Below are 12953 nucleotides of genomic sequence, written 5' to 3'. Positions count from 1 at the left end.
CCGGTGATTCTGCCATCTCCTTGCCCCACTTGCAAAAATTTGGTTAACCGCCGCTGACGCCTGCCAGTGATGCTGCCGCCAGCGGCGGTAGTGCGGACCAGTTTCCCGGGCGCCCCGGACGCCCGGCCAGGTCCGCCAGGCGCGCCAGGTAGGACGCCCGCGGCATTTCATGAGCCCCGAGCGACATCAGGTGCGGGTTGCCGACCTGGGCGTCGATCAGCGGCCAGCCCCAGCCGGACAGCCAGTGGCCCAGCGCCGCCAGCGCCACCTTCGAGCCCCCGGATTGGCCACTGAACATGCTTTCGGCGCTGAACATCTCGCCCGAGGCCACGCCGTACAGGCCGCCGACCAGGGTATCGCCGTCGAAGACTTCGATGCTGTGGGCGTGCCCGAGCCGGTGCAGGCGGCCGTAGGCCTCCTGCATCGCGGGTAGGATCCAGGTGCCGTCCTGGCCGGGGCGCGGGGCGCGCGCGCAGGCATCGACGACGGCGTCGAAACAGGTGTCGGCGCGCACCGTCCAGGGACTCTTGCGCAGCTGGCGACGAAAGCGGCCGGGCAGGCGGATGCCGCGGGTGTCGAACACGGCGCGCGGATCGGGGCACCACCACAGCGGCGGCTGGCCTTCGCTGAACCACGGGAAGATGCCCTGGCGGTAAGCGGCGCCCAGGCGTTCGGGCGACAGGTCACCGCCCCAGGCCAGCAGCCCGTTGGGTTCTTCAAGCGCCTGCGCCGCCGGCGGGAAGGCCGCGGGGTGGTCAGGATGCAGGCGGGGGATCGGCAGGAAGTTCACGGTAGGGATGATGCCGCAGCACCACCTCCCGGTGGGCCGCCACGGCGCGACGCTCCTGGTCGCACCAGTCCGCCAGCGCCGCGCCGAAGGCGGCTTCGGCCACGTGGTGGTGGCTGCGGGTGAGCACCGGCAGGAAGCCGCGGGCGACCTTGTGTTCGCCCTGGGCGCCGGGTTCGAACACCTTCAGGCCTTCGCGCAGGCAGTAGTCGATGCCCTGGTAATAGCAGGCCTCGAAATGCAGGCCGGGCGACGCCTCGACCGCGCCCCAGTAGCGTCCGTACAGGGTGTCGCCGCCGCGCAGGCACAGCGCGCCGGCGGCGATCTCCCCGTGGCGCTGCGCCAGCACCAGCACCAGCTGCCGCGGCATGGCCCGGGCCAGGTGCTGGAAGAAGGCCAGGGACAGCGCCGGGTGGTTGCCGTAGTCGGCGAAGGTGCGGCAATAGAAGTAGTACATCGCCTCGAGTTCGGCTTCGCTGGCCTCGTCGCCGTGCACGCATCGGAAGGCGAAGCCATCGCGGGCGACGCGGGCCCGTTCCTGGCGGATGTTCTTGCGCTTGCGGGGCTGCAGGTCGGCCAGGAACGCATCGAAATCGGGCCAGCCGCGGTTTTGCCAGTGGTACTGGACGTCGTCGCGCCGCAGCCAGCCTTCGCCGAAGGCCGCTGTTTCGTATTCCGGATGGAAATTCACGTGCAGGGACGACAGGCCGTCGCGTGCCGACCGTAGCCGCATCGCCTGCGCCAGCGCGGCGCGGTCTTCGGGTTCGCGGGCCAGCAGGCGCGGTCCGGTGACGGGCGAGTAGGGCACCGCCACCAGCCACTTCGGGTAGTACTCCCGGCCCAGGCGGTGGTGGGCCGCGGCCCAGGCCTGGTCGAAGACGAACTCGCCGTGCGAGTTCGACTTCAGGTAGGCCGGCGCGGCGGCGACCAGTTCGCCGCCCCGCCAGAGGCTGGCGTGCCGCGGCGTCCAGCCCCAGGCCGGGCGCAGGCAGCCGTGGCGCTCCAGCCCGGCCAGGAAGGCATGGGCGATGAAGGGGTTGCTGCCGTCGTGCAGCGAATCCCAGGCCTGCGCCGGGATGTCGTCGAGCTGGTCGTGGAGGCGGAGGGTCCCGCCGGTCATTCCTTGTCGAGGAACTTCTCGGCGTCCAGCGCCGCCATGCAGCCGAAGCCCGCCGAGGTGATGGCCTGGCGGTAGACCTGGTCGGCCACGTCGCCGGCGGCGAACACGCCCGGCACCGAGGTGGCGGTGGCGTTGCCGTCCAGGCCCGACTTGATGGTCAGGTAGCCGTTGCGCATGTCCAGCTGGCCCTCGAACAGCGAGGTGTTGGGGGTGTGGCCGATGGCGACGAAAAAGCCCTGCACGGCGATCTCGCGGGCCACGTCGTCCTTGGTCGAACGGATGCGCATGCCGGTGACGCCGGTGTTGTCGCCCAGCACTTCGTCCACCGTGTGGTCCCAGATGATCTCGACCTTGCCGGCCTGGGCCTTGGCGAACAGCTTGTCCTGCAGGATCTTCTCCGAGCGCAGCTTGTCGCGGCGGTGCACCAGGTACACCTTGCGGGCGATGTTGGACAGGTACAGCGCCTCTTCGACGGCCGTGTTGCCGCCGCCGATCACCGCCACGTCCTGGTCGCGGAAGAAGAAGCCGTCGCAGGTGGCGCAGGCCGAGACGCCCTTGCCCATGAAGGCCTGTTCGCTGGGCAGGCCCAGGTACTTGGCGCTGGCGCCGGTGGCGATGACCAGCGCGTCGCAGGTGTATTCACCGCTGTCGCCGACCAGGCGGAAGGGCCGGCGCGAAAGGTCGGCGGTGTGGATCTGGTCGAACACGATCTCGGTCTCGAAGCGCTCCGCGTGGGCCTGCATGCGCGCCATCAGGTCGGGCCCCATCAGGCCGTGGGCGTCGCCCGGCCAGTTGTCCACTTCGGTCGTGGTCATCAGCTGGCCGCCCTGCTGCAGGCCCGTCACCAGCACCGGCTTGAGGTTGGCGCGGGCACCGTAGACGGCGGCGGAGTAGCCGGCCGGGCCGGAACCGAGGATGAGCAGGCGGCAGTGTTTGGGGGCGGTCATGTATGATTCTTCAGGTTCGTGGGGAGTTGTCGCGAAGGCCACGTAGCTTGTAGGCCGCGGCCAGGCAAATCAAGGCGAACCCCCGGACCTCAGCGTTCCGGGGTCTGCCCGGGGGGCAGTGGGCGCGAAATCGCAAACTGCTGTATAAACAGCCAGCTATAACGACCTTCTGAGGCATTTTCTCTCGGTGGCGCGCACTCCAGATCGAAGCACCAACGCCGGCATGGACCGCCGCCAGAAACTCTGGCGCGAACTCGCGCTGGTCGCTCTCTCGCCGCTGCTGCTCTATCTGCTGGCGAGCCTGCTCAGTTACCACACCGACGACCCGGGCCTGTCGCGCACCGGTTCGGTGGCCGGCCCGCTGCACAATGTCGGTGGCGTCGTCGGCGCCCACCTGGCCGACCTGGCCTTCTGGTTCTTCGGCTATGTCGCCTACACGGTGCCGCTGGTGCTGGGCGGCGTCGCCTGGATCGCGCTGTTCGGGCTCGACTCCGACGGCGACGGCCGGGTCGATTTCGGTCCCGCGCTGCGCCTGGTCGGCATCGTCGGCTTCCTGGTCTCGGCCTGCGGCCTGGCCCACATCCTCGGCGGCCCCGCACCCGACCTGCCCGAAGGTTCCGGCGGCATCCTGGGCCAGCTGGTCGGCACCTCGATGCGCCGGGTGTTCGGCGGCATGGGCGGCAACCTGTTCCTGGTCTCGGTCGTGCTGATGTCGGTCACCCTGGCCACGGGGCTCAGCTGGTTCGCCCTGATGGACTGGATCGGCGGCAAGGTGCTGGCCCTGTACGAACGCCTGGGCAAGCGCACCCGCCAGGCCGCCGAATGGCAGCGTGCCCGCGCCCTGCGCGAAGAGCGCGAGGAAGTGCGCAAGGTCGATTCGGCCAAGCGCGCCAAGCGCGAGCCGGTGCGCATCGAGCCGCCAGCCAAGCCCGTCATCGAAAAATCCGAACGCGCCCAGCGCGAGCAGCAGATCCCGCTGTTCAACGTCGGCGGCGGCGAGGGCCTGCCGCCGCTGTCGCTGCTCGACGACCCCAAGGAACAGCCCAAGGGCTACTCGGAAGAAACCCTGGAAACCCTGTCGCGGCAGATCGAGTTCAAGCTCAAGGACTTCCGGGTCGAGGTGCAGGTGGTCGGTGCCTATCCGGGCCCGGTGATCACCCGCTTCGAGATGGAGCCGGCACCGGGCGTGAAGGGCAGCCAGATCAGTTCGCTCGACAAGGACATCGCCCGCGGCCTGAGCGTGAAGTCGGTGCGCGTGGTGGACGTCATCCCCGGCAAGTCGGTGGTGGGCCTGGAAATCCCCAACAGCCACCGCGAGATGATCTACCTCAGCGAGATCCTGCGCTCGAAGGAATACGACAAGCTGGCCTCGCCGCTGGCGATGGCGCTGGGCAAGGACATCGCCGGCCGCCCGGTGGTGGTGGACCTGGCCCGCATGCCGCACCTGCTGGTCGCCGGCACCACCGGCTCGGGCAAGTCGGTGGGCGTGAACGCCATGGTGCTGAGCCTGCTGTACAAGGCCAGCGCCAAGGACGTGCGCATGCTGATGATCGACCCGAAGATGCTGGAACTGTCGGTCTACCAGAACATCCCGCACCTGCTGGCGCCGGTGGTCACCGACATGAAGGAGGCCGCCAACGGCCTGCGCTGGTGCGTGGCCGAGATGGAGCGCCGCTACAAGCTGATGAGCGCCGTCGGCGTGCGCAACCTGGCCGGCTTCAACCGCAAGGTCAAGGACGCCCAGGACGCCGGCCAGCCGCTGATGGACCCGCTGTTCCGGCCCAACCCGGACCTGGACGAAGTGCCGCGCCCGCTCGAGGCGCTGCCCTACATTGTCGTGTTCATCGACGAATTCGCCGACATGATGATGATCGTCGGCAAGAAGGTCGAAGAACTGATCGCCCGCCTGGCGCAGAAAGCCCGCGCCGCCGGCATCCACCTGATCCTGGCCACCCAGCGCCCGTCGGTGGACGTGATCACCGGCCTGATCAAGGCCAACATCCCGACCCGCATCGCCTTCCAGGTCAGCTCCAAGATCGACTCGCGCACGATTCTCGACCAGTCCGGCGCGGAGACCCTGCTCGGCAACGGCGACATGCTCTACCTGCCGCCGGGCACCGCTATGCCCGAACGCGTGCACGGCGCCTTCGTCAGCGACGAGGAAGTGCACCGCGTGGTCGCGCACCTGCGCCAGAACAGCAAGGGCCCGGACTACATCGAGGGCGTGCTGGAGGAAGTGCAGTCCATGGGCGACGGCGTGGTGATCGGCCCGACCGGCCTGCCCGAGTCCGGCGCGGCCGGCGACGAGTCCGACCCGCTGTACGACGAGGCGGTGAGGGTGGTCACCGAAACCCGGCGCGCGTCCATCTCGGGCGTGCAGCGGCGGCTGAAGATCGGCTACAACCGCGCGGCCCGCCTGATCGAAGCCATGGAAGCCGCCGGCATCGTCACCCCGCCCGAACACAACGGCGACCGCCAGGTGATCGCCCCGCCCCCGCCGCGCTGAAGCGGCTTCCGGCCGGATGGTTTAAGCCACCGTTCAAGCGCCGCAAGCGCCGTTCAGGCAAGCCGCGACACACTGGCCACCAAAGCAAACCGAGGTCACTTCGATGCGCCTGTTCGTTCTCTTCCTGCTTGCCCTTGCCGCGCCCCTGGCCCACGCCGGTGCGCGCGACCAGCTAGACGCCTTCGGTGCCGGCATGACGGGCATGGCGGCGGATTTCGAGCAGCGCGTGCATGCCCCCGATGGCGAACTGCTGGAGTCGTCCAGCGGCACGCTCAAGCTGCGTGCGCCGCGTGAGTTCCGCTGGGAAGTGGTGCAGCCCTTCCCGCAGGTGATCGTCGCCGACGGCACCCACGTCTGGATCCACGACCCGGACCTGGAACAGGTGACCGTGCGCATCCAGAGCCTCGAAGAGCAGGGCAGCCCGCTGTCGGTGCTGGTGGACCCGAGCGAGCTCGACCGCCAGTTCGAGGTGGTCGAGGGCGTGCAGTCCGACGGCATGTCCTGGCTGGCGCTGACCCCGCGCAAGCCCGAGGAGTCCCCGTTCGAAAGCGCCCGCCTGGGCTTCGACGCCAATGGCCTGGTGGTGATGGAGATGAGCGACGGCCTGGGCCAGCGCACCGAGGTGCGTTTCAGCGGCTGGCAGCGCAACCCGGACTTCGATGCCGGCACCTTCGCCTTCACGCCGCCGCCGGGCACCGAAGTGGTGGGCGAAATGGCCCAGGCCGCCGAAGTGATGCCGCTGGCCGATTGAGGGAACGGGGCTAAACTGAGCCCGTGAGCCGAAAAGCCTCCCCGTCCGCCCCGCTGTTCGCACCGCCCGAGGGCCTCAAGCCCCTGGCCGAGCGCATGCGTCCGGCCAGCCTGGACGACATGGTCGGCCAGCGCCGGCTGCTGGCGCCGGGTTCGGCGCTGCGCCGCGCGGTGGAATCGGGGCGCGTGCATTCGATGATCCTCTGGGGCCCGCCGGGCTGCGGCAAGACCACGCTGGCCCTGCTGCTGGCGCGATACGCCGAGGCCGAGTTCGTCGCCATTTCGGCGGTGCTCTCGGGCCTGCCGCAGGTGCGCGAAGTGCTGGCGGCCGCCGAGACGCGCTTCAACGAAGGCCGGCGCACGGTGCTGTTCGTGGACGAGGTGCACCGCTTCAACAAGACCCAGCAGGACGCCTTCCTGCCGCACATCGAACGCGGCAGCATCCTGTTCGTCGGCGCCACCACGGAAAACCCCAGCTTCGAGCTCAATTCGGCGCTGCTATCGCGCTGCCGGGTGCACGTGCTCGAAGCCGTGTCGGTGGACGACATCGTCGCCGCCCTGCATCGCGCCCTACAGGACGAGACGCGCGGCCTGGGCGGGCAGGGCATCGCGGTGGACCAGGCGCGCCTGCGCGACATCGCCGGCGCCGCCGACGGCGACGTGCGCCGGGCGCTGACCTTGCTGGAAATCGCCGCCGAGCTGGCCGCCGACGAGGGCGGCCACATCACCGAAACCACGCTGGCCCAGGTGCTGGCCGACCGCACCCGGCGCTTCGACAAGGGCGGCGAGCAGTTCTACGACCAGATCTCGGCCCTGCACAAATCGGTGCGCAGCTCGAACCCGGACGCGGCGCTTTACTGGTTTGCGCGCATGCTCGACGGCGGCTGCGACCCGGGCTACCTGGCCCGGCGCATCACCCGCATGGCGGTCGAGGACATCGGCCTGGCCGACCCGCGCGGCCTGCAGATCTGCGTGGAGGCCTGGGACACCTACGATCGCCTGGGCAGCCCCGAAGGCGACCTGGCGCTGGCGCAGGCGGTGATCTACCTGGCCAGCACCGCCAAGTCCAACGCCGGCTACGTGGCCTTCAAGGCGGCGCAGTCCGACGTTCGCGAAACCGGCACCCAGGACGTGCCGCTGCACCTGCGCAACGCGCCGACCAAGCTGATGAAATCCTTGGGTTACGGCAGCGGCTACCAGTACGACCACGACGCGCCCGAGGGCATCGCGCTGGGCCAGACCGCCTTCCCGGACGCCATGGGCGAGCGCGTCTATTACCAGCCGGTCGAACGGGGCCTGGAAATCAAGCTCAAGGAAAAGCTCGACCGCCTGCGCGCCGACCGCGAGGCAGCGCGCAAGGGCTGAGCCGGTTCAGCGCGGGTCGCTGTCCACGCGCAGCACCGGGTAGCGGTCCAGGGCCTGGTCGTAGGACGGGTGCCGGCGGTAGAAGAAGTCCAGCCGCGCCGCCGGGCTGGCGGCGAAGGCAGCGTCTTCGGCCAGGCGCTTCCGGAAAGCCTCGCGGAGCGCCGGGTCTTTGGCCAGCATCTCCCGCGCCACGTCTTCGGCCACGTAGGCCTCCATGTATTCCTTGGCTTCGAAGTGGTTGTTGAACCAGCCCCAGGCCAGCAGGGAGTCGGGCGCCCGCGGTTCCAGCAGCGCCATCACCAGGCGCGAGCGCGGCTGGCGGATCGGGACGTACAGGGCACCCTTGCCCAGCGCCACGCGCTCGCCGGCCCATTCGCCGGTGACCGCCAGCGTCTGCCGGCCTTCCAGCGGTGTGGCGCCGAACGTCTTGCTGGCGGCGCGGAAGGACTGCACCTGGGTTTCCGCCAGCCCCGGGAGTTCATGGAAGACCAGGTCATGCAGGCGCAGCTTGGCGGCCACCCGTGCCGCATGTTCGGCCGGCACCAGGTAACCCGCGCCGGGCCGCGGCACGGTGATCGCCGGCTGCACGTCGTCGCGCAGGGGCACCTGCCAGACCTGCGGCGTGGATTCGTCGTAGCGGGTCATCAGCGCGCCGGAGACGTCCGAGGGTTCGCGGGTGTAGGCGTAACCGCGGAAGTCGATGGTGCGCAGCTTGTCGCTGGCGGCGAAGGACAGCGGTGCCGGGGTGGGGTCGGGCTGGCTGGCGGCGACGTCGGCGTCGCGCGCGGCGCGTAACCAGTCCTGCCCGTGTTCGGCGATCTGTTCGATCACCGACACCACCGTGTTGCGGGTGCTGCGCACGCGTTCGGGGTAGGTGCGCCAGGAGTGGGTTTCCACCAGCATGCCCAGGCGGTTGCGCATCCAGAAGTAGCCGGTGGAAAAACGCGGCGGCGCCACCGAGTCGGTGAACCCCGAGGCCGGGTCGTCGTAGACCACGAAGGACGGGTAGAAGGGCAGCGGCAGCGAGCCCTGTCCGGCCAGGTCGGCGATGACGGCGTCCCGCCACTGGCGGCCAATGGCCTGCAGGGCCGGGTCGCCGGCGTAGAGCGGTTCGACCATGATCGCGATGTCGTGTTCGAACTGGGCGCCGTTGGTGGCGTGCAGGTCCACCACCGCCAGCGGGTCCCAGGCGTTCACCAGGGCCAGCATGGCCTGCATTTCCGGCGCCTCGGCCTTGAGGTAGTCGCGGTTGAGGTTGAGGTTCTGCGCCGTCGTGCGCCAGCCCATTTCGACCGGACCGCGCTGGTTGGGGCGGTTCCAGGCGCTGAAGCGTTCGTGGCCGTCGACGTTGAACACCGGCACGAACAGCAGCACCTGTTTGTCCAGCGCCCCCGGCGCCGCCTCGCCTTCGAGCAGTTCGCGCAGGGCCAGGAAGCCGGCGTCCTTGCCGTCGATCTCGCCGGCGTGGATGCCGCCCTGCACAAGCACCACCGGCAGCCCTTCGCGGCGCGCGGCCAGCGGGTCGAGCGCGCCCGAGGTGGACGCCACCAGCGCCTTCATCGGCCGGCCCTGGGGCGTGGTGCCGAAGTCGAAGCAGCGCACCGCCGTCGGGTAGCGGGCGGCGAAGGCTTCGCACAGCGCTTGAACTTCCGCGTAGCGGCCTGTGCGGGTGAAGCCCGATTCTTCGGCCACCGTCGTCAGCGGCGGCGCGGCGAGGGCGGGCAGGGTGGTGAGCAGCAGCACGGTGGCGAAAAGGCGCATGGCGGTCCGGGGCAAGCGGCGGAAGCCTGAAGCGTACAAGCTTCCGCGGCCTGGATTCGATTAACCTTGGCCCATGAACTGGACCCTGCTCTGGCTGGTGATGGCCGGTGGCGCACTCGGCGCCGGTGGCCGCCATCTCATCGGCGCCTGGCTGCTGCGCCAGATCGGCGACGGCCTGCCCTGGGGCACGCTGGCGGTGAACCTGCTGGGCAGCCTGGCCGCGGGCTTCCTGTTGATATGGCTGGAAGGGCGCGGGCCGGGCGCGGCCTATGCGCGCGCCTTCCTGGTGGTCGGCGTGCTCGGCGGCCTGACCACCTATTCGGCGCTGATGCTCGAATGCCTTCTGTATGCGCGCACGGCCAAACCCGGCGTGATGCTGGGCTACCTGGCGATCACCCTGGTCGGCGGCCTGGCCCTGGTCTGGGCCGGCGCGCGCCTGGCCACGTGGCTGCGGCCGGTCTGAGTTCCGATCAGAAGCGTTCGAGCACCGGCAGGTAGCGCCACTGCCCGGCCGGCATCTTCGACAGGCCGACGCGGCCGATGCGCAGGCGATGCACGGCGGTGGCCTTCAGGCCCACCTCGGCGCACAGGTATTCAAGCAGGCCCGGGCGCACGCCCTTGATGGCGAAGCGCAGGCGCTGTTCGCTCTGCCAGCTGACCCGGAACGGCGCCACCGGCCAGCCCTGGAAGCTGGTGCCGCCGGTGAGGCGTTTCCAGCCGTAGGGGGCCAGTTCGCCTTCGACCTCGACGTTGAACTCCTGTTCGATGCGTTCGCCGTCCTGCTTTAGCTTCTGCAGCACGCGGCCGTCCTGGCTGAAGACCATCAGGCCGCTGGCTTCCGCCGGCAAGGGCATCGCCGGCTGCAGGCGCGGGAAGTGGCGCTGCAGCAGGCGCCAGCCGGACGGGTCCTGGGCCCAGCGGTTCGCGGGCACCAGCAGGGCCTCGGCCGGGTTCGCGCCCGGGCCCGGGTCGTGGCCGGCCGGCTTGTGCAGCAGCATCGTCGCCGGCTCGGCCGGGTCGGGCCGGGCGTCGGGCAGCAGGGCCACGTTTTCGACGGTGACCGGATGTTGCGGCGCCTCGACCACGACGCCGTCCACGGTCACCCAGCCGCCCTGCACGTAACGTTCGGCCTCGCTGCGCGTGCAGCCGGTGATCTCGACCACGCGGCGTGCCAGGCGGACCGGATCGGTCATGACTTGCGGGCGGCCTTCTTGAGGTCCTTTTCCGCGCGCTTTTCCTTCGGGGTTTTCTCCGGCTTCTTCTTTTCGTTCTTTTTCTGGTTCAGGCCCTTGGCCATGGGGGTGCTCCGTCATGCCGCCGCGCGGATGCGCGGCCCGGCGGGCGACAGCATGCGCCCACGGCGCCGGAATCGCCATGATTTTCGTTGCACGGGTGTCCGGCGCGGCGCGATAATGCACCGGCCTGTTTCATTTATGGAATGACCCCATGCTCGACCCGAACCTGCTGCGTGGCCATCTCGCCGACACCGCTGCGCGCCTGAAGCAGACCCGGGGTTTCGACCTCGACGTGGCCGCGTTCGAGGGCCTCGAGGCCGAGCGCAAGGCCATCCAGGGCCGCACGCAGGAACTGCAGAACCTGCGCAACACCCGTTCCAAGGCCATCGGCCAGGCCAAGGCCAAGGGCGAAGACGCGGCCCCGCTGATGGCCGAGGTCGCCGGCATCGCCGACGAACTCAAGGCCTCCGAAGCCCGCCTGGATCAACTGCGTGCCGGGCTCGAGGCCATTGCCCTGGCCATTCCGAACCTGCCCGACGCCAGCGTGCCGGCCGGCGCCGACGAAAGGGACAACCTCGAAGTGCTTCGCTGGGGCACGCCGCGCGCCTTCGAATTCGCCGTGAAGGACCACGTCGAGCTGGGCGCCCGCGACGGCTGGCTCGACGGCGACACCGCCGCCAAGCTCAGCGGGGCGCGATTCACCGTGCTGCGCGGCCCGCTGGCGCGGCTGCACCGGGCCCTGGCCCAGTTCATGCTGGACCTGCACGCCGGCGAACACGGCTACCAGGAAACCAACGTGCCGCTGATCGTCAACGCCGACAGCCTGCGCGGCACCGGCCAGCTGCCGAAGTTCGAAGACGACCTGTTCGCCACCGACCTGGGTGACGACCGCCGCTACCTGATCCCGACCAGCGAAGTGCCGCTGACCAACATCGTGCGCGACAGCATCGTCGAGGACGCCGACCTGCCGCTGCGGATGACCGCGCATTCCATGTGCTTCCGCGCCGAAGCCGGCAGCCATGGCCGCGACACCCGCGGCATGATCCGCCAGCACCAGTTCGAGAAGGTCGAGCTGGTGTCGATCGCGCGCCCGGAAGAGTCGGCCGCCGAACACGAGCGCATGACCGGTTGCGCCGAAGCCGTGCTGCAAAAGCTGGGCCTGCCTTACCGCAAGGTGCTGCTGTGCACCGGCGACATGGGCTTTTCGGCCGTCAAGACCTACGACCTGGAAGTCTGGCTGCCCAGCCAGGACACGTACCGCGAGATCAGCAGCTGCTCGAACTGCGGCGACTTCCAGGCCCGGCGCATGCAGGCGCGCTGGCGCAACCCGGCCACGGGCAAGCCCGAGCCGGTGCACACCCTCAATGGTTCCGGCGTGGCCGTTGGCCGCGCCCTGATCGCGGTGATGGAAAACTACCAGCAGGCCGACGGCAGTATCGAAGTGCCGGCCGCGCTGCGGCCCTACATGGGCAACCTGGAGCGCATCGGATGAACCACCCCGACCTCAACGACCTGCAGTTCTACGCGATGGTGGTCGAACACGGCGGCTTCGCCGCGGCCGAGCGCGCCCTGGGCGTGCCCAAGTCGCGCCTGAGCCGCCGCATCGCCCAGCTGGAAAACGAACTGGGCGTTCGGCTGTTGCAGCGTTCGACCCGCAAGTTCGCGGTCACCGAGGTCGGCCAGAGCGTCTACCGCCACGCCCAGACCATGCTGGCCGAGGCCCAGGCGGCGCGCGAGGCGGTCGACCGGGTGTCGGCCGCCCCGCGCGGCACCATCAAGGTCAGCTGCCCGGTGGCCCTGGCCCAGGAACTGCTGGCGCCGCTGCTGCCCACCTTCATGAAGACCCACCCACAGGTGCGCATCCAGCTGCACGTCAGCAACCGCCGGGTGGACGTCATCCAGGAAGGTTTCGACGTGGCGCTGCGGGTGCGGTCGCAGCTCAACGACGACGGCGAGATGGTGGCCCGAAGCTTCGGCCAGCTGCGCGAACTTCTGGTCGCCAGCCCGCGCTACCTCGACCGCATCGGTCGCCCGCAGGTGCCCGCCGACCTGGCCGGCCACACCACGCTGTCGATGAGCGACGACGACGCCCGCCAGCGCTGGACCCTGCACGGCCCCGAAGGGCAGGTGCAGCGCGTGGAGCTGACGCCGGCGCTGATGGCGCAGGACTTCCCGCTGCTGCTGGCCGCCGCGCGCGACGGCCTGGGCGTGGTGCTGCTGCCCGAACTCAGCTGCGCCGAGGCGATCCGCCAGGGCGAACTCGAGGTCGTGCTGCCGCAGTGGAGCCTGCCCCAGGGCATCTGCCACGCCATGTATCCTTCGCGCCGCGGCCTGCTGCCGGCGGTGCGGGTGTTCATCGACTTCCTGGCCGAACACTTGCCGGCGAAGATCCAGGACAGCAAGCTCAAGTGCGGCACGCCCGGCGGCGTGCCCTGCGAAAAGGGCGCCGCGGCTCCGTAGCCGCGAACGCGCGAGTTTTTAC

The 12953-nt window shown here is 69.8% G+C and carries 11 protein-coding genes; 6 read left to right on the top strand and 5 right to left on the bottom strand.

Going from position 1 to position 12953, the window contains the following annotated elements; translation table 11 throughout:
* Positions 1–43 precede the first annotated feature (43 nt).
* The 3 genes from aat to trxB are packed head-to-tail and all read right to left on the bottom strand — an operon-like array spanning position 44 to position 2854.
* Entirely contained in the window at positions 44–790 is a 747-nt protein-coding gene (gene aat, locus IEX13_RS06225; RefSeq protein WP_188662271.1) for a leucyl/phenylalanyl-tRNA--protein transferase, read from the bottom strand.
* Positions 756–1907 (bottom strand): GNAT family N-acetyltransferase, encoded by a 1152-nt coding sequence (locus IEX13_RS06220; RefSeq protein ID WP_188662269.1) that lies wholly within the window; start codon positions 1905–1907, stop codon positions 756–758. Before IEX13_RS06220 ends, aat begins: the two co-directional genes overlap by 35 nt.
* Positions 1904–2854 carry a thioredoxin-disulfide reductase gene (gene trxB, locus IEX13_RS06215; protein ID WP_188662267.1) on the bottom strand — a complete coding sequence of 317 codons (951 nt, stop codon included), beginning with the start codon at positions 2852–2854 and terminating at the stop codon, positions 1904–1906. The genes IEX13_RS06220 and trxB overlap by 4 nt, the downstream gene beginning before the upstream one ends.
* Positions 2855–3077: 223 nt before the next feature.
* Here trxB and IEX13_RS06210 point away from each other — a divergent pair, with 223 nt between their 5' ends.
* From IEX13_RS06210 to IEX13_RS06200, 3 genes are all read left to right on the top strand, one after another.
* Complete coding sequence (locus tag IEX13_RS06210; protein WP_188662265.1) at positions 3078–5360, top strand: DNA translocase FtsK; 2283 nt, start codon at positions 3078–3080, stop codon at positions 5358–5360.
* Between the two features lie 103 nt (positions 5361–5463).
* Positions 5464–6111, top strand: a complete 648-nt coding sequence (lolA, locus tag IEX13_RS06205; RefSeq protein WP_188662263.1) for an outer membrane lipoprotein periplasmic chaperone LolA — start codon at positions 5464–5466, stop codon at positions 6109–6111.
* Between the two features lie 95 nt (positions 6112–6206).
* Positions 6207–7475, top strand: coding sequence for a replication-associated recombination protein A (locus tag IEX13_RS06200; RefSeq protein WP_188663045.1), 1269 nt, complete (start codon positions 6207–6209; stop codon positions 7473–7475).
* 6 nt (positions 7476–7481) lie between these two features.
* On the opposite strand, the gene IEX13_RS06195 is transcribed toward IEX13_RS06200, so the two are convergent.
* The gene (locus IEX13_RS06195) at positions 7482–9251 is read right to left on the bottom strand and encodes a M14 family metallopeptidase (protein ID WP_188662261.1); all 1770 of its coding nucleotides are present in this window, start codon (positions 9249–9251) and stop codon (positions 7482–7484) included.
* 58 nt (positions 9252–9309) lie between these two features.
* Here IEX13_RS06195 and crcB point away from each other — a divergent pair, with 58 nt between their 5' ends.
* Complete coding sequence (crcB, locus tag IEX13_RS06190; RefSeq protein ID WP_188662259.1) at positions 9310–9699, top strand: fluoride efflux transporter CrcB; 390 nt, start codon at positions 9310–9312, stop codon at positions 9697–9699.
* A 7-nt stretch (positions 9700–9706) separates the two neighbouring features.
* On the opposite strand, the gene IEX13_RS06185 is transcribed toward crcB, so the two are convergent.
* Positions 9707–10429 (bottom strand): RNA pseudouridine synthase, encoded by a 723-nt coding sequence (locus IEX13_RS06185; protein WP_188662258.1) that lies wholly within the window; start codon positions 10427–10429, stop codon positions 9707–9709.
* Between the two features lie 253 nt (positions 10430–10682).
* Here IEX13_RS06185 and serS point away from each other — a divergent pair, with 253 nt between their 5' ends.
* Both serS and IEX13_RS06175 read left to right on the top strand, forming a co-directional pair.
* Positions 10683–11963, top strand: coding sequence for a serine--tRNA ligase (gene serS / locus IEX13_RS06180; protein ID WP_188662256.1), 1281 nt, complete (start codon positions 10683–10685; stop codon positions 11961–11963).
* Positions 11960–12931, top strand: a complete 972-nt coding sequence (locus IEX13_RS06175) for a LysR family transcriptional regulator (protein ID WP_188662253.1) — start codon at positions 11960–11962, stop codon at positions 12929–12931. The genes serS and IEX13_RS06175 overlap by 4 nt, the downstream gene beginning before the upstream one ends.
* The last annotated feature ends 22 nt before the right edge of the window (positions 12932–12953 follow it).

It is taken from the genome of Arenimonas soli, assembly GCF_014643775.1.
Taxonomy (GTDB): Bacteria; Pseudomonadota; Gammaproteobacteria; order Xanthomonadales; family Xanthomonadaceae; genus Arenimonas; species Arenimonas soli.
The sequence above is the reverse complement of the archived record's forward strand: the minus strand, read 5'-3'. Positions and strand labels throughout refer to the sequence as shown.

Coding starts and splice junctions, on each gene's coding strand:
- IEX13_RS06185 (WP_188662258.1), bottom strand. CDS start 10,429: ATGACCGATCCGGTCCGCCTGGCACGCCGCGTGGTCGAGATCACCGGC.
- IEX13_RS06175 (WP_188662253.1), top strand. CDS start 11,960: ATGAACCACCCCGACCTCAACGACCTGCAGTTCTACGCGATGGTGGTC.
- IEX13_RS06210 (WP_188662265.1), top strand. CDS start 3,078: ATGGACCGCCGCCAGAAACTCTGGCGCGAACTCGCGCTGGTCGCTCTC.
- IEX13_RS06200 (WP_188663045.1), top strand. CDS start 6,207: ATGCGTCCGGCCAGCCTGGACGACATGGTCGGCCAGCGCCGGCTGCTG.
- lolA (WP_188662263.1), top strand. CDS start 5,464: ATGCGCCTGTTCGTTCTCTTCCTGCTTGCCCTTGCCGCGCCCCTGGCC.
- trxB (WP_188662267.1), bottom strand. CDS start 2,854: ATGACCGCCCCCAAACACTGCCGCCTGCTCATCCTCGGTTCCGGCCCG.
- IEX13_RS06220 (WP_188662269.1), bottom strand. CDS start 1,907: ATGACCGGCGGGACCCTCCGCCTCCACGACCAGCTCGACGACATCCCG.
- crcB (WP_188662259.1), top strand. CDS start 9,310: ATGAACTGGACCCTGCTCTGGCTGGTGATGGCCGGTGGCGCACTCGGC.
- serS (WP_188662256.1), top strand. CDS start 10,683: ATGCTCGACCCGAACCTGCTGCGTGGCCATCTCGCCGACACCGCTGCG.